The organism is Planctomycetota bacterium (assembly GCA_016207825.1).
GTDB lineage: Bacteria > Planctomycetota > MHYJ01 > JACQXL01 > JACQZI01 > JACQZI01.
This window is the reverse complement of sequence record JACQZI010000005.1, coordinates 129,190-149,381: the sequence shown is the minus strand read 5'-3', so window position 1 is coordinate 149,381 and position 20,192 is coordinate 129,190. Positions and strand designations below refer to the sequence as shown.

Here is a 20,192-nt window from a genome sequence, read left to right as displayed (position 1 = left end):
ATATCGGTATGATAAAAAACAAAACAGCATTTGCTTTTTTCATTATTGCATTGTTTGGATTAGCCGGTTTCATATTCGCTCAGGGTAAGCCTCCCGGAAAGAAAGACGAGCAGGCACGCCCAAAGATTGACCAGCAAAAAGTCGATGGTGCCATCAGGAAAGGCGTGGCTTTCCTGGTTAAAAACACCAATATTACTTTTGATCTTACTGATTACAAAAAAGTGACGCGCAAATTCCGTCCCGAAGAATTGATTCTTTATACTATCGTGCATGCTGGCGCCGAAGAGGCGGATATCGACAAGCTCCTGGAAAAAGTCCTGTCAAACGAGCTCGATTTCACCTATCATGTCGCGTTACGGGCCATGACATTAGAGGCAATTGATATGGTGAAATACCAGGATGAAATCAAGAACTGCGCCCAATTCCTTATTGATAACCAATGTGCTAACGGGCAATGGAGCTATGGGGAAAAAACGGTTTTGGAGAAGCCGCCCGAAAAAGACTCGAAAGCGCAAGTTACCGGCACGCCGGATGATTCGAAAAAAAAGCCGGCGCCTAAAAAGAAAGGCAAAGACGGCGATTATGCCGATAGTGTAAAGAAAGTTGCCATCAAACAAAAACGCAAAGGGCCTCCGGCCGGCGATAATTCCAATTCACAGTATGCGGCATTGGGTTTAAGGGCCTGCATGCAATCCGGCATTATCATACCGGACGATATCCTTAAAAAAGCCCTGCAATGGTGGCGCTCTTCCCAGACGACTGACGGCGGCTGGCATTATGCGGCCGATGGTTCAGCCGGCCAATCCGCTTACGGCGCCATGACGGCGGGAGGATTAGGTTGCCTTTGTATCTATGATTTTTACCTTAAGGAAAGCAAGGATAAAGACAAATGCATCCCGAAAGCCGTTGACTGGCTGGCTAAAAACTTCACGGTTACTGAGCACGCCAAATATCTGGATACTAAAAAGCACCATTATTATTACCTTTATGCGCTTGAGCGAGCCGGCATACTGGCTAACACAGAATTATTCGGTAATAACGAATGGTATGCAACAGGCGCGGAATATCTCCTTAAAGAACAGGGGGAAAACGGCAGTTGGATGTCTAACCCGATTGATACCTGTTTTGCCGTATTGTTCTTAAGGCGCGCCACCAAACCGCTTAAGGCGGTTATCACTAAATAATTGCCGGGCTGAAAGTGAGTGTTGCCTTCACTTCCGGTCATAAAATCGCTCTTTGTTCCTTGGTGTCTTTGTGGCGATAGATTTTATTTGACCCTTACGCTGAGGCTTTGTATAACTTTTTAATATATGGGTATTGACAGCCACTCATCAGCGTTCATCAGGGCGCGCACCATCCTTTTTACCGACATCGTCGGTTCATCTAAATATTTCTCTTCGCAGGGCAACACGGCCGGCCTTGAAATGATAAAGCGGCACAACCAATACCTTTTCCCGATAGTCGAGCATGCCAACGGCCGCGTCGTAAAAACCATCGGAGACAGCATTATGGCGGTCTTTGAACGCCCGACCGACGCCCTGAAAGCCGCCTTTAGCATGCAGGCGAAACTTGCCCAAGTCCGCCAAACGCAAACTGAAGATAAAGACCTGCACATTCGTATCGGGATACATTACGGGCTGGTTTCCGAAAGCGGCAATGATATCTTCGGTGACGCGGTAAATATGGCCGAGCGGATAAAATCCAATGCCGGTCCGGATATTATCACCATCTCACGCACCCTGCGTGACCTGATTAAAATAGACAAGCGCTTTGATTTCAAATCCATCGGCGAGCGCGAGCTTAAAGGCAATGTCGAGCTGATGGAGCTCTTTGAATTGACGCAGTCGCCGGAAGTCCGCCCGCTATCGTTTTTAGGCAGGATTACAAGGCGCACCGTAAAACTCTTTAAGAAACAGGCGGTCGTTATCCCTCTGATACTTGTCTTTATCATCGCCGCGGTCTTATTAAAAGTATTCCTTTTCACCAAGCCCTATGACGCCATTGCCGTCATGCCCTTCCGCAACCTGAATAACGACAAGGAATCCGATTATTTATCGATTGCCATTACCTCCGAGCTGAATGTCCAGCTCCTGAAGATTGAATCGCTCGTCATCCGCCCGCTTAACGCCACGCTTCCGTATAAAGGCAAGGAATGGAAAGCGGAAGCCTTAAAAGAGGAGCTTCAGGTTTCCAAAATAATCAGCGGGAGCTTTATCCGTTCCGAAGGGCAGTTGCGGGTGAATGTGGAAATCATCGATGCCTATGGCAGGGAGCGCCCGGTGGTGCAGGCATACCAGGGAAAGGATACCGATACCTTAAATCTCCTTGACCAGGTCTCGCGCCAGGTGGCAAACGCCCTTCGCCTGCAGATTATGGACAACAAGGATATCTTCAAATACGGGACGGAAAATATCCCCGCTTATGACAATTACCTGAAAGGCGTTGCCTATCTTTCCGGCGAGGTGACCAAGGAAAGCAACAATTCCGCGATAAGCTGCCTGGAAACGGCTGTGACGCTTGACCCCAAATTCGCCCGCGCCCACGCCTCGCTAGCTTATGCGTATGCCCTGCACTTCTGGTGGAATTTTTCCAATGATACCGCGTGGCTGGAAAAAGCGGAGAAAACCGCGCGGCAATCGCTGGAACTGGATAAAAACCTGATAGAAGCCCATCACGCCCTTGCCTATACGCTGGAAGCCAAAGGAAAGCGGCTGGAGGCGACGCGTGAATATATCCAATGCTTTAAGCTTGATAGAAGATATGTCCCGTCTTTGATTTATATGGCGCGCTATGCCTTTTATATGGGCGAATTCGAGACGGCGCTGGAAGTCCTGGAACTTATCGGCAGGATTGACCCGACCTATAATTTTTATATGCGCCGGGCGATTAACCTCTTCTTCGCCGGCAGGATAAGTGAGGGATTGAACGCGAATAAGCTGGCTGAAGGCCGGGCGCACGGAGTGGATGAGCTTACCCAGATTGCCATGAATTATGTCTGGCTGGGTGATATCGCCTCCGCCGAAAAGGTATTGGGCAAACTGGCGGCGCTCGACCCGCAGGCGTTAAGCGCGAGCGAGGTCAGGGCATGGATTTATACCGGACAAGGAAAATACAAGGAAGCGCAAGGGGAAATGGCGCGCTTTTCCGCGAGGGAATCATGGGGCATCATGCAGGAGATGGCGGCGCTTTACGCCCTGCAGGGAGAAAAGGAAAAGTCTATTGAATGGCTCGAAAAGGCAATCGCATCAGGCGGCCCCAGTTACGCCTGGTTTATCTCCGACCACTTTAAGGTGGTGAAAGACGACCCGCGTTATAAAGAGCTGATTAAGAAGCTGGCTGATGATTACGCCCCGCTCAGGGCGGAGTTTAATGAATTATTGGCTAAGCCGAAGCAGTAAGCAGTGATATAACCACAGAGAACACAGAGAAAATACTAGCAAGAATTGGTAGGTGTTCTGCGAGGTCAAAAATTAAAATTGATTTTATGAGTCAAAATGTAAGCGAAATAGAATTCAAACAATATCTAGAGACATACCATAAGACTTTAGAAGAAACCGTAAACAAATTTTTACCTAAAGAGTATGTTACAAAATTATGGTCATTCGCTATTCAACCATCCCATATTATTGGATATCTCTCTACAAACTTTGGCATTGGGTATGAGTACGTGCCAGGCAAGAACGATATCCAAATTGTTAGAGGAAGCTCACGAATAGAAGATTTATTTCTTAAAACTACAAAGCAAATTAGAAATATAAAAAGTCGAGGGATAGTTGCTTATGGTAGTGGGACCATTATTCTTGATTCTGGGCAGTTTAAAAATATATATCCTTTTAGTTTAGAATCTTTAAACGCAAGGATACGAATATTTAACACTACTTGTGAAGCCCTTAACTGGAAGCGATATATAGCATTAGGCGAGATTTTTGGCAACAGGAAGAAAGACTTTTGGACTACAGAATTAGCAATAACACGCGCTAAGGACGAAATTCTTATTGCTCTTACTGATATTTCACAAACCAAGAAGTACCAAGTAAGCATTGATGATTTTGTAAAACAACGCAAGGCTGAAACCATTCTTATTATTGGAGATTATTCACGAGAACAACGGTTAAGAGAAATAGCAGCAGCGTTAAGCAAAAGATACACTCCGATTCTTGTTAAAGATATTCCAGATAGTTTGTATCAAGATATCAGGCAAAAAGCTATTACGATAGGTTCGGTTAGCCGATTTGTGATAGTGGAAGATTCATCTCCGTCTGGACATCTTAGAGAACTTGATGATTGTAAAAATAATGATTGGATTACAGTTATCCTTAGAGAGCAAGGGCAAAAAAGCACTTTTATGACTGCGGGAATTTCAAATACGAGTACGATTATGAAAGAATTTGAATATACAACTGATAGTCTTAATAATGTTATAGAAAATGCTATTAAATGGGCGGAAGAAACCATTGTAACTAGAAAAAAACAAATGATAGCGCAATATCCATGGAGACTTTAAAACACATCCATGGGAATTCGGGGGGCAGCCCTCACCGTTTCACGGTGAGGACGCCCAAATCTGGTATATTGTTGTAGGGGACAGCCCTCTGTGAGGACGCCCATATCTATTATATTATTGTAGGGGACAGCATACTGATTATCAGGAATTAGTAGGTGTCCCCGGAATTACGTGGAGGATGAAAATGACGGATCCCATTGATAAGGTCGTACTTAAAAGAGCCCTGAAAGCGTTTCGGAAACGTTTGAAAATAATGCGCTTAGACGATGAAAGTAGTCTGGGGGGAGGTGCCTTTAGTGGCGGAAAAGTTTCTGGTATCGTCGCCATCAGACCTCCGGATCAATTCCCTCAGGAAGTCTGGGATGAACTTGTTAAGCAGGGGAAACTTATTGCGTCAGGATCGTTATATGAATTGTCCCAGGAGGAAGAGACGGAATAAGAGATTATCCGGTGACGCACACCTTGCCTCCTATCAACCTGTTTAAGCGGATTACGGGACATGATTTTTCCAAAATGCCTCGCCAATAACTTTTCTGCGTTCAGGTGACGCCATGCCGAACCCTTAAAACAAATAGCCCCCTCTGCCGTCCTTTGTGCCTTAGTGCCTAGGCGGCAATATTTAAAAATCAGTATCTTAATTTAACGTTAGAATTCCCCTGGCCCCCTATACCCCCTACCCCAAAATATTGCTTTACCCGCAATTTATAAGTGACTGGCTAGCATATATAGCGTATGGTATTAGGAACTATAGGGAATAGTATTAGGATATATAGCGTATGCCATTAGGGACTATAGGATATGCCATTAGGGACTATAGGGTATGTTGTTAGAGACTATAGGGTATATCATTAGGGGCTATAGGATATGCTATCAGGGGCTATAGGATATGGTATTGGGGACTATAGGATATGGTATTAGGGTATATAGGGAATGGTATTAGGATGACAGGGATATACTATTAGGGTATGGGGCGTTACAGTATAGGGGAGCCAATGCCATTTTCCGGAAAACACTCCTGCCTTCCCGGTCTCCTTATAAATACTGTTTTGCCTGCGTGGTTGTTATTTGTTTGACCGGCTTGGTTGCTTTTTCTAAAATCATTCCTGTTAAATATGTCCAGAGTATATTTTGTTATGTTCCTTCTTATCGTCTTAAGTATCTTCTTCGGGATGAATTATTTCGCCTACTCCCGCGTGGCAAACGGGTTAACGTTTTCGGGTAACTTCCGCCGGGCGCTTCAGATTTCCATGCTTGCCTTTACCCTGTTATTTATCTTAGGAGAAGTCTTGAGCCGTCGGACGGATTTCTTTCTTGCCAAAGCGGTTCTTGGCGCGGGAAGCATCTGGGTCGGGTTGGTCGTCATGGCGTTTACGTTTCTGGTGCTCGCGGATATCGGCAGGCTTTTCCTGCATTCACCTCTCCAAAGATATTGGCTGACCATCTCTGCGCTGATTCTCTTGGTTCTTACCGGCAGTTATTCCATCTATAACGTCGCCCGTTTCCCAAGACTGAAGACTATACATATAAAGGTAGACGAATTGAGATTACCTAAATCCGTGCCGTCGTTTACCATCGTCCAACTTTCGGATTTGCATCTTCATAAACTGCGCTCGAAGGCGTGGCTGGAAGGGATAGTGGAGGAGACCAACCGCCAGAATCCGGATTTAATCGTGATTACCGGCGACCTGGTAGACTCAGATATATGTAAGCCGCCATTAGGGCGAGCCTCGCCTTCGGGCGGGGGAACCGATTTCTGCTCCGTATTAAGGCGTTTACGCGCGAAATACGGCGTCTTTGCCGTTACAGGCAACCACGATTTCTATGCCGGGATTGATACCTTTATGAATGCCGCCAAGGAGTCCGGAATCACCGTCTTACGGAATAATAATGTAAAGCTGAATGATTTCATCCAACTGGTCGGGGTGGATGACAATACCGGAAAGAGTTTCGGAGAAAGCGGTTGCGATTTGGCATCCGCGCTTAAGACACCGAATGTGATAGGCAAAGGCAAGCTCGTTATTCTGCTATCACACCAGCCGGATATATTCGATGAAGCGATTAAGAACGGAGTGAATCTCCAGCTTTCGGGACATACCCACGCCGGACAGATTCCTCCGGTGGATATCCTGGTGCAGTTAAACTTCAAGTATCCATGTGGATTCTATACTGTAAATTCCTCTCACCTATACACCACTTCCGGAACAGGTTTTTGGGGACCGCCGATGCGGCTCTTTTCCAGGTGCGAGATAGTGAAGATAGTGATAGAGCATTAGGGATATGACAGAGCAATCAATTTTCTGTTAATCATCGCCTTCCGGTTGGTCGTCATCTTCTATTACATCTTTTGGAAGGTCCGTATCAATATCTTCTTCTGGGGGAGGTAATTCGATAGTCATAATATTATCTTCTATTTCCTCTTTTTCTTCCGGGGAAATTGCGATTGCTTCTAATATCTTCTTGGCTCTCAGGCGCACTTCAGGGTCTTCGCTTTTTGATGCTTTTCTTATCCATGATAATGCCAAACTGTCCATTTTGATTAACATTAAAGTGGCATTTTCTCTGGTCTCAAAATCATCGTACCCTAATTTCCGGATGAACTCTTCTATTTTCTTTACCGTTTCAGAGTCAACCAGGCCGGATATGAATTGGTCAGCGATTGATTCTTCGGTGGTTTCCTGGTTTATCCCGAATTCTTTTCTGGCAAATTCGACCATGTTATCCTTGTAATCTCCCTGTTTAGGCTTTAGCAATAATGGAATGGCTTTATTGACGTCCTTATTGCCCAGGATAAGAGTTATAAAGTTGCCGTCCCTGGTAAAAGAAATATCATTTAGCGCAAAGAGAGCAGTGATTGTCTTATAATCTTTTGCCGGGCAACTCTTTAATTTCTCAAGCAGTTCGGCTTTTGCTTTCATAAAAGTCTCGTCGCTAATCGGGAATGAAAACCTGATGGATTGCCCCTCTAATTGTAACCACTGATGCTTTTCCTTTGCGGCGGCAGTAAACAAATCAATACTCTTTTTGTCCAACGCGCTAAAAAGCTTTTTAGCGTCATAAGTTTGTTCTATGATAATTTGAGATGTTATTTCGTTAAACAATCCGATGATTTTTGAGGCGTTTGTTACGGTGATGGTTTGGTAACAACTCAGTCGTTTATCTTCATCCAGGAAACACTTTCCGGTGGTAACCGTTATATTCTTAAGCAAGAACGCGGCAAACTTTTTGACGACTTCCGGTGAATTTTCATCGTCTATATTGTCCTGGATTCCTTTTTTTGTTACATGCCCTAACCAGCCGCCAAAGGCGATTTCCCAGTCAGGTTTGAAGAAGCCGGACATCTGTGTTCCCGAGTCGGAAATATCATTGTCGCTATAAATTCCTTTGTAACAAAGAAGCAAATGCAGTTCATCCTTTGGCTTGTCATAAAAGAAATAGGCAACCTGTTCATCCATATCCAGGCAACCAATTAATAGAAGTAAGAATAAACATGAGATAAAAGCCTTTTTCATTCCATACGCTCCTTTTAATAAACTTGTTATTTGAATGGCTTAAAGCGCATATTATACAATAGCTAAAACGATTTGCAAGGTCTTTTTGTTATTTCAATTGGTTTTAAGCCGTGATGCTTTCTGCGTACTTTGCGCCTTAGCGGTGAAAATGGTGGTTCTGGATTACTTGACTAAATAAAAGCGAATTGATATAAAGTTAGGCTTTATGGAACGCTTTAAGCATATTTTGTGGCTGGTTGTGTCCTTGGGATTAATCGGACAGCAGACCGTTTTAAAGGCGCTCGGGATTCACTTGGGTCCCGGTTGGGAGGCGCTGGTTCCGGGCTTGGCAATCTTCGGCGCGGCGTTTATGCTTTCCTGGGCGGCGGAGCTTGCCCAGATGGAAATACCACAAACCTTGGCCTTGGCGTTCCTGGCGCTTATCGCGGTGCTCCCTGAATACGCGGTGGATTTATATTTTGCCTGGTCAGCCGGAACCGACCCGAAATACATCCATTACGCCACCGCCAATATGACCGGGGCGAACAGGCTCTTAATAGGCTTGGGCTGGCCGGTGGTGCTCTTTGCCTACTGGTTTGCCACTAAGAAAAAGCATATCGATCTTGAGCCGGGACACCGGATAGAACTCTTCGCGCTTCTGGCGGCGACTTTCTATTCCTTTTTCATCCCGATAAAAGGGAGCATCCAGTTAATCGATTCGGTCGTGCTCCTGGCAATCTTTATATTTTACATCATCGCGGCAAGCAAGGCGCACCATGTCGAGCCTGAGCTGGAAGGGCCGGTCGAGCTTTTCAGCAAGGGCTCAAGGCTGTATAGATGTATAGTGACGCTGGCGTTCTTTGCCATTTCCGGATTCACGATTTATATTTCCGCCGAACCGTTTGCCGAAGGGCTTATCGCCAGCGGAAAGACCTGGGGGGTGGATGAGTTTATCCTGGTCCAGTGGCTGGCGCCGCTGGCTTCGGAATCGCCCGAGTTTATCGTGGCGATAATATTCGCCACACGCGCCATGGCCGGGGCATCGCTCGGGACGCTTATTTCTTCCAAGGTCAACCAGTGGACGCTTCTTATTGCCTCTCTGCCGATAGCCTATACTTTAGCCGGCGGCTCAATCTGGGGTATGGAGCTGGATAAACAGCAGATTGAAGAGATATTCCTGACCGCGGGCCAATCGCTCTTCGCCATATTCATACTTTCCAATTTCCGTTTTTCCATGCTGGAGGCGTTCGCGCTTTTAATACTCTTTTCCACCCAGCTGGTTATTCCGTTGCTTTTCCCTTCGATATTCCCGAATATGCCGGAAGCGGATTTGAAGGCCCTTGAAATAAAGGCGCGGCTCTTTTACGGGGGATTTTACATCGCGCTGTCAATACTGATGATAATGCTTTCCCATAACCGGCGCAACGCGATTCTTTCACTCATCCGTCCGAAAAGAAAATAACAACGGGATTTAACAGATTACACTGATAATCCGTAAAATCCGTTTAATCCTGTTGTTTTAATGCATGAACATCTATATAAGGACTTTTGGCTGCCAGATGAATAAGCTGGATTCGGAGCTTATGCTGGAGCAATTCCTGTCCAAAGGGCATAAGCAAACCGATACCGAGAAAGACGCCGACGTCATTCTTTTCAATACCTGCAGTGTCAGGAAGCACGCGGAAGACAAGGTGTATGATAATCTGCGCATGCTTAAGCCGCTTAAGGATAAGAATCCGCGCCTCATTATCGGATTGGTCGGTTGCATGGCGGAAAAGGAAAAGGCAAACGCCTTGGATAAAATACCGTTTCTCGATATCGTCTGCGGGCCGAATCAGGAAGAGGCTATTTCCGATACGATAGATGAAATAATCCAAACCAGGAGCAGGATTATTAAAACCGGGGACGGCGAATCAGCCGGCAAAAGCCCAATCCGTACGCTTGGCAGCCTTTCGGCATACGTCCTGGCGATGAAGGGATGCAATAATTTCTGCAGTTATTGCGTGGTGCCTTATGTCCGTGGAAAAGAGACCAGCCGCCCGTTGGGGGAAATAGTCAATGAAGCGAAAATGCTTTCCGAGAAAGGCGCCAAGGAGATTATCCTGCTTGGACAGTGCATCAGCTCCTATGCCGACCGTGGTAGTAAGCTTTCGCATCTCCTTAAGGCGGTCCATGAGATGGTTAGAATTAAACGAATCCGCTTTGTCACTTCGCACCCGGCTTATACGACCGAAGATATTTTTAAGGCGATAAAGGATTTGCCCAAGGTCTGCCCGCATCTACATATGCCGGCGCAATCCGGCTCGGATAAAATACTTAAGGCGATGAACCGGAAGTATACAAGGGGCGATTACCTAAAGCTCGCGGAAAAGGCGAGGGGAATCGTGCCAGGAATAGAAATCGCCAGCGATTTTATCGTCGGTTTTCCGGGAGAGACCGAAGCGGATTTTGAGGATACGGCAAGCCTTATCAGGGAAGTGGGATTCCTTAACAGCTTTGTCTTTAAGTATTCTTCCCGACCCGGAACCGCGGCGGATAAAATGGCCGATGATGTGCCTTATAAGGTAAAACAGGAAAGGAACAAGATACTTTTGGATATACAGGGCAAGATATCTGAGGAGAAAAACAGGCTTTTGGTCGGAAAAGAGGTGGAAATACTGGCTGAAGGCAGGAGCAAAACCAATGTAATGACCCAGACTGGGCGCACAATGCAGAATCATATCGTGATATTCAATTCTACTGATGATTTAACGGGACAACTGGTTAAGATTAAAATAACCTCATCCACCGCCTTAAGCCTGCGCGGTGAGTTGACCTGACAAGACTTTTTTCCTTTACTTTGAGGCGGTTTTATTGCATAATTTGCCATGCTAGCGTCCTGCAAAATAGGCAATAAACAATGAATATACGTAACAGAATTATTCTCGGTATAAGCTTATTACTGGTTGTCCTGGCTGTCGGGACGATTGGTTATTGGTATATTAGCGGAAACTTTCTGGATTCTTTATACATGACGGTAATCACCGCCGGCACGGTCGGATACGGAGAAATAATAGACCTTTCCCACAGCCCGGGTGGCAGGGTTTTTACCATCGTATTCATCGTTCTTTCGCTCGTGACGATTGCCGTTATCACATCGCTCTTGGCAGCGTCAATTTTGGAAATAGAATTAACAGGTTCATTAAGGAGACGTAAAATGAATAAAGACATCAGCAAGTTATCAGACCATTACATTATCTGCGGGGCAGGGGAGAACGGGAGGCATGTTATCCAGGAACTGGCAAAGACACTCCATCCATTTGTGGTGATTGATGTTGACCAGGAGGCGCTGGAAAAGCTGGCGGCGGCTATCCCGAATCTTCTTTACATTAAAGGTGATGCCACGGATGACGAATCGCTCTTGGCGGCCGGAGTAGAACGGGCCCTGGGGGTTGTCACGGTGCTGCCTTCGGATAAGGATAATCTTTATGTCACGGTTATGACCAAGCAATATAACAGCAAAGTACGGGTGGTAGCTTTGGGTGTGGAGGATAAAGCCATCAATAAGCTTAAGAAAGTGGGGGCGGATTCCGTGGTGGCGCCTTCGGCAATCGGCGGATTGAGGATGGCTTCTGAAATGGTCAGGCCTTATGCGGTTAAATTCCTGGATACAATGCTCAGGCAGACCGAGCGGACATTCAGGATTGAGGAAATCATCGTCAGGAAGAATGCGTCCATAATCGGCAAGAAACTGGCGGAAACACCTTTTCGTGATAAATTCGGATTGCTGATACTGGCGGTTATGAGACCGGATACCGACGAGATAGTGTATAACCCGCCGGCGGATACAATTCTGAAAGAAGGCAATATAGTAGTCGCTCTGGGCGATGTCGCTAAAATCAAGGGAGCGGCTGAGTTTATTCATTCGTAAAGAATAATTATGCCGGAAGATTTAGAACTGCATCAAAAATACATTAACAGGGCGATGGAACTGGCCGCCAGGGGCGAGGGCATGGTTGAGCCCAACCCGATGGTTGGTGCGGTCATCGTCCGGGATGACAAGGTGATAAGCGAAGGCTGGCATGAACATTTCGGCGGCCCTCACGCGGAAATCAACGCTTTCAATAACACCAAAGAGTCTGTTGAAGGTGCGACATTATATATTAATATCGAGCCATGCGCACATTTCGGCAAGACGCCTCCATGCGTGGATGCCATTATAAAAGCCAAGATAGGCAAGGTGGTCTTTTCCGTGCGCGACCCGAATCCTGTCACCGCGGGCAAAGGCGTGACGATATTACGCAATGCCGGCATTGACGTGGTGGAAGGCATCGGCGAACGCAAGGCGCGCCTATTAAATGCGCCGTTCTTCAAGCTCCATACCGAAGGCCTGCCGTATTTTATCGCCAAATGGGCGATGACCGTGGACGGCAAAACCGCCACCCGGAGCGGCGATTCCAAATGGATTTCTTCGGAAGAATCCCGCTCGTTTTCCCACGAGTTCAGGGAAAAGATGGGCGCGATAATGGTGGGAATCGGCACGATTCTTAAGGATAACCCGAAGCTTTTGGGAAGGGAAGGCGCCAAGAACAATCCGCGGCGCATTATCCTGGACAGTTTCGCGCGGCTGCCGCCGGACAGCGAGATAGTCAAGACCCTGAAACAGGCGGAAACCCATGTGGTCATTTCCCCGAACGCGCCCCAGGAAAAGGTTAAACAACTCTTTGAGTTGGGCGTTAAGATTTTTGAGATAGAAGAAGTGAGCGGTAAGATCAATTTCCTGAAACTGGCGCGCAAGCTGACCGAGCTTGGGATAAACAAAGTGTTGATAGAAGGCGGAGGTGAGGTTCTGGCAAGCGCTTTTGAGGCGGATTTGGTTGATGAGGTGATGGTTTTTATCGCACCCAAGATTATCGGAGGGCGGGACGCCAAGACGCCGGTTGCAGGGGAAGGATTAGATATCCTGAAAAACGCTTTCACGCTGGCAGACCCGGAAGTCAGGCTTATCGGTAATGATATTTTAGTCCGCAGCCGCATTAATCGCAGGTAGTCCATTCACCTTCTCCTTAGCCTAAACCTGAGTCCCGGCACCCCATTAAAACATTGACTATTTTAGCGCACAAGAGTAAAATCAGTATAGCCGATTATTGATAAAATCAACGTTCTAATATTATAGGAGGGGACAAACAATGCCGCACGTAACAAAAGGAAAGGAACTCTTGGTAACCACGCCTAACGAGGTGGGCGCTTTAGGAAAAGTAACCGGAGCCGTATCCGCCGCCGGGGCAAATTTTATTACTTTATCTGCCTGGGGAGAAAAAGACAAGGGCTATTTTCGTATGCTCACTTCGAATAACGCCAAAGCCGGCGATGCCTTAAAAAAGTTAGGATACGGAGTGACCGAAACAGATGTGCTGCTGGTAAATATCGGTAACAAACCCGGAACACTGGCGCCGATAGCCAAGAAGATAGGCGATGTGGGAATTGAGATTAATTATTGCTACGCCACGGCCTGGAGTGATATGGCGGTTCTGGTTTTATCTACCAAAAATAACGACAAAGCATTGAGTATAATAACCGCTTCGTAATCGCACCCTGATTAGGCCGTCGTATAGAAGCATAAAACCAGGGATTAATTTGGTTCTCATAAGGGACGGTGCTTTTATTTTATACAATTGAAAACTAAAATATTTGTTTAGGACCAAATAAAATATTGACAATGTCATAAAAATCGGGTAGTATGCCTATAAAGGCTTTGGTCCATGGAAGAATTAAACAAACCGTCTCCTGAGTTATTAGAAGTCAATATCCGCCAGGAACAGGAAGGCGTTACCACCATTCTGCTTTCCGGGGTTCTGGATAATTTTTCTTATATGCAGCTTGAAAGGGTTTTTGACCCGCTGATAAACCAGCATATTTATAAATTCATCGTGGATTTATCCCGGATAGACCGGATAAGCAGCGCTGGGGTAGGGGTTTTCTTGAGCAAGCTTCGGTTAATCAGGGAAAAGAACGGCAATATTATATTGATTAATCCCATGCCCGAAGTAATGAAGATGTTTGCCAAGCTTGGGATAACCCAGTATTTTACCATTGCGAAAGACAGACAAGCCGCCATGAGTTTGTTTAACGTCTTAAAACCGCGGGTGTTGGTAATATCCAGTCGGCCGGAATTCGGAAAAAACCTGGTCGGATACCTGAGCCAAAAGAACCGGGAAGCAATCAGTTTTGCGAGTGCTAAAGATATTCTGGATCACCTGAAAACCAATCCGGCAAGCATTCTAATAATAGAAACCGAAATACCCGATACAGAATATGAGGAGATGATCAAAACGGCGAAGGAATTTAAACCTAATTTGCCTGTTATAGTCGTAAGCGGCTATCTAAGTGCAGAAACAAAAGATAAACTGACCAAGCTGGGTGTATCCGATTTCTGCAATAAGATGTTCGGGTTTGATTATCTGGGCGCTATCATTGAGCAAAAGCTGACTTCCTGATAATGCCCCACGCCATAATAACCGATTTTTATTCGCCAAGCCACCGTGTTTTTATTCATCAAGGGTGTTGAACGTATCGGCGTATTTTTCGAAAGTATCGCTGTAGTTATCGTAGATCGTTTTTGGGCAATAAAAGACAATTCGGAACTTAGTTCCATCAGCATCTATTGCATGGGCGTAATATTCGTAGTCTGTGCCGTTTATATCGCATATATAAACTAGAGTAGCTCTTCTTTTGCCTTTCGGTTTTACCACGACTTCAACTTCGCCATCGTTCTTAAGACCATCCAGAACGCCTTTCAGGTAGTCATCAGCGCCGCCTTCAAATTCACTTTTGGTAATGAGTCCATAAATGCCGGCGGCATCATTGGAAAACTCCGCGATGAGAGAGCCGTCGGCTTTATCCAGAATATCCATTTTCCATTCAGCCGGTAGATTAATTTCAAATCCCCATTTCTCGCTGGACCAGGTTTTATCCTTAGGTTTTTGTTTGGGTGTGTCGGCCAGTGGTTTAAGGGTGCTGGAGTATTTTTCGAATAGTTCGCTGTATTTATCGTATATTTTTTCCACGCAATAAAAGACAACCCGGAGTTTTTTATTGCCGTCAACGTCTATAGCATGGGCGTAATATTCGTAGTCTGTGCCGCTTACATCGCATATGTAAACCAAGGTGGCACTTTGCTTGCCTTTTGGTTTAACTACGATTTCCGTATCTTCGCTCTCCTTGAGCCCTTCCATGATATCTTTTAGGTAGTCATCAGCGCCGCCTTCAAAATCGCTGGTGGTGACAATTCCGTAAATTCCGTTTGTTTCATTTTCAAACCTGGTTACGATGGTCCCGTCTATATTATCCAATATAACTATTTTCCAGTCGCCCGGCAGAGAGAGTTCAAACCCCCATTTTTTGCTGGACCAGGTTTTATCCTTAGGCTTTTGTTTGGGTGTATCGGACAGGGGTTTAAGTGTGGCGGCATATTTCTCGAACATATCGCTGGTTTCAGCGTAATATTTTTTTTCCGTAAGGAAGCAAACAGTTAAGATGGTATCATCCGCCCTAATTACGCGCGCATAATACTGGAAAGTGGTGTCTTGTACTACGGCGGTGTATATTGCCGTCGCCTCGTCGTCATTTCCGGAAGGCTTTTTCAGGATTTTGACTTCCAGCTTTTTCTTAAGATTGTCCAGGCTGGCATTAAGATATTCGACGCAGGTGGCTTCGCCCCTTTCGACATTAATTGCGCAGCCTCTGATTTCTTTGCTATCGGAAGCAAACGCCACCGTTACTTCATCCTTGGCCCGGTCATAAATTTCCATGTTCCAGTCAGCCGGTAGGGTTAGTCTGAACCCCCATTTTTCGCTGGACCAGGTTTTATCTTCAGTTTCAATGGGCGTGTTTATTTGCTTTTCGGGGATACTTTTCAAGGTGGCGGCGCATCTTTCGAATGTATCGCGGTATTTGCTAAAGGAAGCCTTTTCGCTATCGAAATCAACACGCAGGATAAATCCGCCGATATCAATAGCCCGCTGGTAGTATTGGCGCTTGCTTTCCGAATCGGAGATCGTATAGATGATAGTTGCGTCGGTTTTGCCCAGCGGCTTTTTTATCACTTCAATTTCATAATTATTGTTGGGGTCTTTCAGGGTTTCAATAATATTATTAAGATAAGCATCGCAGCCGTCTTTCCATTCGGCAATAGTGATGAGCCCCTCAATTTTTCCTTTGGCGCCGGAAAAAGTAGCAACCAGGGTGCCCAGAGCGGATTCACGAATTTCCATATTCCAGTCTTCCGGGATGGTAAGCTCGAAGCCCCATTTATCGCTTGACCATGTTTTATCTCCGGCTGATGAAGGCTCGTCAGTTTCTTTTTTCTGGACGCTTTTTAAAGTAGCGGCACAAGTTTCAAAAGTTTCCGCGTAATCGTCATATTCGCTTCTTTTACAGGTGAATCCCACGCGTATTTTTTCCCCTTGCTCGTCGATGACACGCCAGTAATGCTTACTTTTGTCTTCGCCGACAACTGAGGTGTAAACGATAGTGGAATCTTTTTCGCCTTCCGGTTTTTCAAGTATTTTGATTTTATACTGCTCAATCAGCGGGGATATGATAGAATTAATGTAATCATCGCATCTTCCGTCATATTTTTCCACGGCGATATATCCCGTGACAGATTTGTCCTCGTTTTCGAAATCCAGGGCGAGAGCGCTTTTCCCGGCGGGGTACTTAATCGTTTTCCATTCGGCCGGCAGGGTTATTTCGAAACCCCATTCCCCGGAAGTCCATGTTTTGTTGCCCTTGCTGTCCGGGTCACCGGAGCCTATGATGTCGCTTTCCTCCTGAGCCGACGCCGTATTAAATGCCAGGCATAATGCCGCTAATAAAAGCCACAATATTTTCTTCATAAAGGCCTCCTTTAATGATTTTATCTGTATTAACATGGATTTTATATGTTTTGTGGGTAGTGTCAAGTAATTTTCTCCTAAGATTGCGCTTTAGAGGGTTTTAGCCCCTGTTTTCCGCCCCAATAATTATTTAAATAAAAATGCATAAAAAAGTGGACAATCTGTTTTTATTTTGTATACTATATCGTTTTTCACTAATAGGAGAATTACAAATGGAACGAGGTCTCAGGCGGACGAGAACCGGGGTGGTAATCAGCGATAAAATGGATAAAACCATTGCTGTCAAAGCGGAAAAGCTGTTACGCCATCCGAAATACGGAAAGTTTATAAGAAAATCCACCGTCTATAAAGCCCATGACGAAAAAGAACAAGCTAATATAGGCGATGAGGTGGAAATAATGGAGACCCGTCCCTTAAGCAAGACCAAAAGGTGGAGACTGGTAAGCATAGTAAAGAAAGCTGAGCTAAAACAGGATTAATTTATGATAATGATGAAAACCAAGCTGGTCGTGGCCGATAATACAGGCGCCAAGATAGTCGGCTGCATACAGGTGCTGGGCGGAAGCAAACACCGCTATGCCGCAGTCGGCGACATCGTTATCGGCAATGTGAAGAAGATTATTACCGGCGGTGCTTTAAAAAAAGGTGACATTGTCCGCGGCGTGATAGTCCGTACTAAGGCGCCCATCAGGCGTAAAGACGGATCTTACGTCCGGTTTGACAGGAATGCAATAGTCCTTCTGGATGCCGAAAACAACCCGCGCGGAACGCGTATTTTCGGGGCGGTCCCGAGAGAATTACGTTCTAACTTCATGAAGATAATTTCACTGGCTCCGGAGGTGGTTTAATATGAACATAAAAAAAGGCGATATCGTAAAAGTAATCAGCGGCGACGACAAGAACCGTGATGGCAAGGTAATACGGGTCATGACGGGAGGCGAGAAAATCCTGGTGCAGGGCGTTAATATGGTTTGGAAACATATGAAACGCAGCTCTAACTATCCGCACGGTGCCCGTATCCAGAAAGAATCTCCTATTAATATATCTAATGTAAAGCTGATTTGCCCGAATTGCAATAAACCGACCCGGGTCGGTTTTGTGAAGCAGCCCGACGGCGTAAAAAACAGAAGCTGTAAAAAGTGTAAACAAGCGATTACCGCATAATAAATATGTCAAGACTGTTAGAAAAATATAAGAAAGAATGCATCCCGGTGTTAAAGGAGAAATTAAGCCTTAAGAATGTAATGGCGGTGCCGCGCCTGGATAAAATCGTGGTGAATGCCGGCGTGGGCAAGGCGATCGAAAACAAGGACAGAATCGAGGCAACGGTAAAAGATATCGCCGCGATAACCGGGCAAAAGCCGGTGGTAACCTATGCCCGTCAGAGCATTTCCGGATTTAAACTGAGAAAAGGTGAGAAAATCGGTTGCAAGGTCACCTTAAGGGGCAGGACAATGTATGAATTCCTAGATAAATTAATCAGTATTGTCATCCCACGCTTGCGCGATTTCAGGGGATTGGACCCGAAGTCATTTGATAATCAGGGCAATTTTAATATGGGCATCGCCGAACAGTCGGTTTTCCCGGAGATAAGCATTGATCAGGTCCAGTTTGTTCAGGGGATGGATATTACCATGGTGATTTCTAACGGTTCGAAAAAGGCCTCCCATGAATTGTTAAAATCATTGGGGATGCCCTTCAGGAGTTAAGTAGAAGATTGCCCGCCAAAGGCGGGCCCGCCTCAGGCGGAAAAGGGGATAAACTTGGCGACAAAAGCATTAAGGATAAAGCAGCAAAGCGAACCTAAATACAAGGTTATGAAATATAACCGTTGCCTCCTTTGCGGCCGGCGCAGGGCTTATTACCGCCGGTTTTGCATGTGCCGGCTTTGCTTCAGAAAGCTTGCCTCGGAAGGCAAGTTGCCCGGTGTCAGGAAAGCAAGCTGGTAGAGCGAACTTAACTTATAAAAGGAGTTAGTATGAGCACAGACCCGGTGGCTGATATGTTAACGATGATCCGGAACGCCCGGATGAGAGGAACCGAAAAAGTTAATATGCCCGTTTCGAGCATTAAGCTGGAAATCGCCCGTGTCCTTAAGGAAGAAGGGTATATTAAAGATTATAAAACCGTTAAAGCCGAGGATAAAAAAAATAATACGCTTGCCGTTTACCTTAAATACGGGGAAGACGGCGAATGCATCATTAATAAAATCGTTAGGATAAGCAAACCCGGCCGGCGCGTTTATTGCCGGGTCAAGAATATGAGCAAAATCCTGGACGGATTGGGCGTTTCCATATTATCCACCCCCAAAGGGGTAATGAGCGATAAAGAATGCCGTAAGCTTAATTTGGGCGGCGAGATAATTTGTAACGTTTATTAAAAGGAGTTTTCTAAATGTCCCGAATAGGCAGTAAACCGATTCAGTTGCCGGATGGGGTGAATGTGACCCGTAAGGATAATACCTTGCTTATTGCCGGACCTAAAGGCAAGATAGAGCAGAAAATATCCCCGAATGTTAAGGTGGAGGTTGATGCCGCGGCAAAGAAAGTAAAGCTGACCTGCAATATAAAACTGGCTTCGGATAAAGCCGTTTACGGAACGGCGCGGAGCCTTATCAATAACGCGATTCACGGAGTTTCGCAAGGCTACGAGAAAAAGATTGAAATACACGGTGTTGGTTATAACGCAAAAGTCCAAGGGCAGGAATTGACTATCAGCATAGGTTTTAGCCATCCGGTAAAAGTAAATATTCCCGCCGGGCTTACTGTCACTGTGCCTAACCCGAACATGCTTATAATACAGGGTGTGAATAAGGAATTGCTCGGGCAGTTTTCCGCTTCTGTGAGGGGGATTAAACCCTGTGAAGTGTATAATCTTAAAGGCATAAAATATGCCGACGAAATAATAAAGAAAAAGGCCGGAAAGACCTTTGTGTCCGGAGCTTCGTAATACTATGAATAAAACGAGAGAAATACTGCGTAAAAGGACGATTCGCCATTACCGCCTGCGCCATAAAGTTCAGGGAACAGCGGTTAAGCCGCGTTTGTGCGTTACCCGTACCCTTAATCAGATTTACGCGCAGGTGATAGATGATGAAAAGGGTCATACTTTGGTATCCGTTTCCACGCTCACCCCGGATATAAAGAAAAGCGTTAAGTCTGGAGGAAACGTTGCCGCGGCTAAAGTCGTGGGCAAGAAAGTGGCCGAGGAAGCGGTTAAAAAGAATATCAAGACTGTGGTTTTCGACCGGGGCGGATTTCCTTACCACGGGCGCATTAAAGCATTGGCAGATTCCGCGCGAGAAGGCGGATTAAAGTTTTAGTG

The 20,192-nt window shown here is 45.8% G+C and carries 21 protein-coding genes; 19 read left to right on the top strand and 2 right to left on the bottom strand.

Annotation, left to right across the window (positions count from 1 at the left end; translation table 11 throughout):
- Positions 1-8 precede the first annotated feature (8 nt).
- The 5 genes from HY811_01320 (at position 9) to HY811_01300 (ending at position 6,777) form a co-directional block, all read left to right on the top strand.
- The gene (locus HY811_01320) at positions 9-1,184 is read left to right on the top strand and encodes a terpene cyclase/mutase family protein (GenBank protein ID MBI4833447.1); all 1,176 of its coding nucleotides are present in this window, start codon (positions 9-11) and stop codon (positions 1,182-1,184) included.
- Between the two features lie 126 nt (positions 1,185-1,310).
- Complete coding sequence (locus HY811_01315; protein MBI4833446.1) at positions 1,311-3,398, top strand: hypothetical protein; 2,088 nt, start codon at positions 1,311-1,313, stop codon at positions 3,396-3,398.
- Positions 3,399-3,484: 86 nt separating this feature from the next.
- The gene (locus tag HY811_01310) at positions 3,485-4,504 is read left to right on the top strand and encodes a hypothetical protein (GenBank protein ID MBI4833445.1); all 1,020 of its coding nucleotides are present in this window, start codon (positions 3,485-3,487) and stop codon (positions 4,502-4,504) included.
- A gap of 178 nt (positions 4,505-4,682) precedes the next feature.
- Positions 4,683-4,943 (top strand): hypothetical protein, encoded by a 261-nt coding sequence (locus HY811_01305; protein ID MBI4833444.1) that lies wholly within the window; start codon positions 4,683-4,685, stop codon positions 4,941-4,943.
- Positions 4,944-5,637: 694 nt separating this feature from the next.
- Positions 5,638-6,777, top strand: coding sequence for a metallophosphoesterase (locus tag HY811_01300; protein ID MBI4833443.1), 1,140 nt, complete (start codon positions 5,638-5,640; stop codon positions 6,775-6,777).
- Positions 6,778-6,804: 27 nt separating this feature from the next.
- Here the strand turns inward: HY811_01300 and HY811_01295 are convergent, their stop codons facing one another.
- Entirely contained in the window at positions 6,805-8,013 is a 1,209-nt protein-coding gene (locus HY811_01295; GenBank protein MBI4833442.1) for a hypothetical protein, read from the bottom strand.
- A 205-nt stretch (positions 8,014-8,218) separates the two neighbouring features.
- Between HY811_01295 and HY811_01290 the strand changes: the two genes are divergently transcribed.
- From HY811_01290 to HY811_01265, 6 genes are all read left to right on the top strand, one after another.
- Entirely contained in the window at positions 8,219-9,454 is a 1,236-nt protein-coding gene (locus HY811_01290) for a sodium:calcium antiporter (GenBank protein MBI4833441.1), read from the top strand.
- Positions 9,455-9,551: 97 nt separating this feature from the next.
- Positions 9,552-10,811 (top strand): tRNA (N6-isopentenyl adenosine(37)-C2)-methylthiotransferase MiaB, encoded by a 1,260-nt coding sequence (miaB, locus tag HY811_01285; protein MBI4833440.1) that lies wholly within the window; start codon positions 9,552-9,554, stop codon positions 10,809-10,811.
- Positions 10,812-10,891: 80 nt separating this feature from the next.
- On the top strand, positions 10,892-11,902 hold the full coding sequence (locus tag HY811_01280; protein MBI4833439.1) for a potassium channel protein: 1,011 nt from the start codon (positions 10,892-10,894) through the stop codon (positions 11,900-11,902).
- 9 nt (positions 11,903-11,911) lie between these two features.
- Entirely contained in the window at positions 11,912-13,021 is a 1,110-nt protein-coding gene (gene ribD / locus HY811_01275) for a bifunctional diaminohydroxyphosphoribosylaminopyrimidine deaminase/5-amino-6-(5-phosphoribosylamino)uracil reductase RibD (GenBank protein MBI4833438.1), read from the top strand.
- Positions 13,022-13,160: 139 nt separating this feature from the next.
- Entirely contained in the window at positions 13,161-13,559 is a 399-nt protein-coding gene (locus HY811_01270) for a hypothetical protein (protein MBI4833437.1), read from the top strand.
- Positions 13,560-13,733: 174 nt separating this feature from the next.
- A complete protein-coding gene (locus HY811_01265) occupies positions 13,734-14,468 on the top strand; it encodes an STAS domain-containing protein (protein MBI4833436.1) in 735 nt (244 codons plus the stop codon).
- A 51-nt stretch (positions 14,469-14,519) separates the two neighbouring features.
- On the opposite strand, the gene HY811_01260 is transcribed toward HY811_01265, so the two are convergent.
- The gene (locus HY811_01260; GenBank protein MBI4833435.1) at positions 14,520-16,868 is read right to left on the bottom strand and encodes a hypothetical protein; all 2,349 of its coding nucleotides are present in this window, start codon (positions 16,866-16,868) and stop codon (positions 14,520-14,522) included.
- A 212-nt stretch (positions 16,869-17,080) separates the two neighbouring features.
- Between HY811_01260 and rpsQ the strand changes: the two genes are divergently transcribed.
- Genes rpsQ through HY811_01220 form a run of 8 tightly spaced genes read left to right on the top strand, consistent with a single transcriptional unit; the run spans position 17,081 to position 20,190 of the window.
- Positions 17,081-17,347, top strand: coding sequence for a 30S ribosomal protein S17 (gene rpsQ, locus HY811_01255; GenBank protein ID MBI4833434.1), 267 nt, complete (start codon positions 17,081-17,083; stop codon positions 17,345-17,347).
- 3 nt (positions 17,348-17,350) lie between these two features.
- Positions 17,351-17,716 (top strand): 50S ribosomal protein L14, encoded by a 366-nt coding sequence (rplN, locus tag HY811_01250; protein ID MBI4833433.1) that lies wholly within the window; start codon positions 17,351-17,353, stop codon positions 17,714-17,716.
- Position 17,717: 1 nt separating this feature from the next.
- The gene (locus HY811_01245) at positions 17,718-18,032 is read left to right on the top strand and encodes a 50S ribosomal protein L24 (GenBank protein MBI4833432.1); all 315 of its coding nucleotides are present in this window, start codon (positions 17,718-17,720) and stop codon (positions 18,030-18,032) included.
- A 5-nt stretch (positions 18,033-18,037) separates the two neighbouring features.
- Positions 18,038-18,577: a 50S ribosomal protein L5 gene (rplE, locus tag HY811_01240; GenBank protein ID MBI4833431.1), complete on the top strand. Its 540-nt coding sequence runs from the start codon at positions 18,038-18,040 to the stop codon at positions 18,575-18,577.
- A gap of 54 nt (positions 18,578-18,631) precedes the next feature.
- Entirely contained in the window at positions 18,632-18,817 is a 186-nt protein-coding gene (locus HY811_01235) for a type Z 30S ribosomal protein S14 (protein MBI4833430.1), read from the top strand.
- A 29-nt stretch (positions 18,818-18,846) separates the two neighbouring features.
- Positions 18,847-19,248, top strand: coding sequence for a 30S ribosomal protein S8 (gene rpsH, locus HY811_01230; GenBank protein ID MBI4833429.1), 402 nt, complete (start codon positions 18,847-18,849; stop codon positions 19,246-19,248).
- Positions 19,249-19,262: 14 nt separating this feature from the next.
- Positions 19,263-19,817: a 50S ribosomal protein L6 gene (gene rplF, locus HY811_01225; GenBank protein MBI4833428.1), complete on the top strand. Its 555-nt coding sequence runs from the start codon at positions 19,263-19,265 to the stop codon at positions 19,815-19,817.
- 4 nt (positions 19,818-19,821) lie between these two features.
- Positions 19,822-20,190, top strand: coding sequence for a 50S ribosomal protein L18 (locus HY811_01220; GenBank protein MBI4833427.1), 369 nt, complete (start codon positions 19,822-19,824; stop codon positions 20,188-20,190).
- The last annotated feature ends 2 nt before the right edge of the window (positions 20,191-20,192 follow it).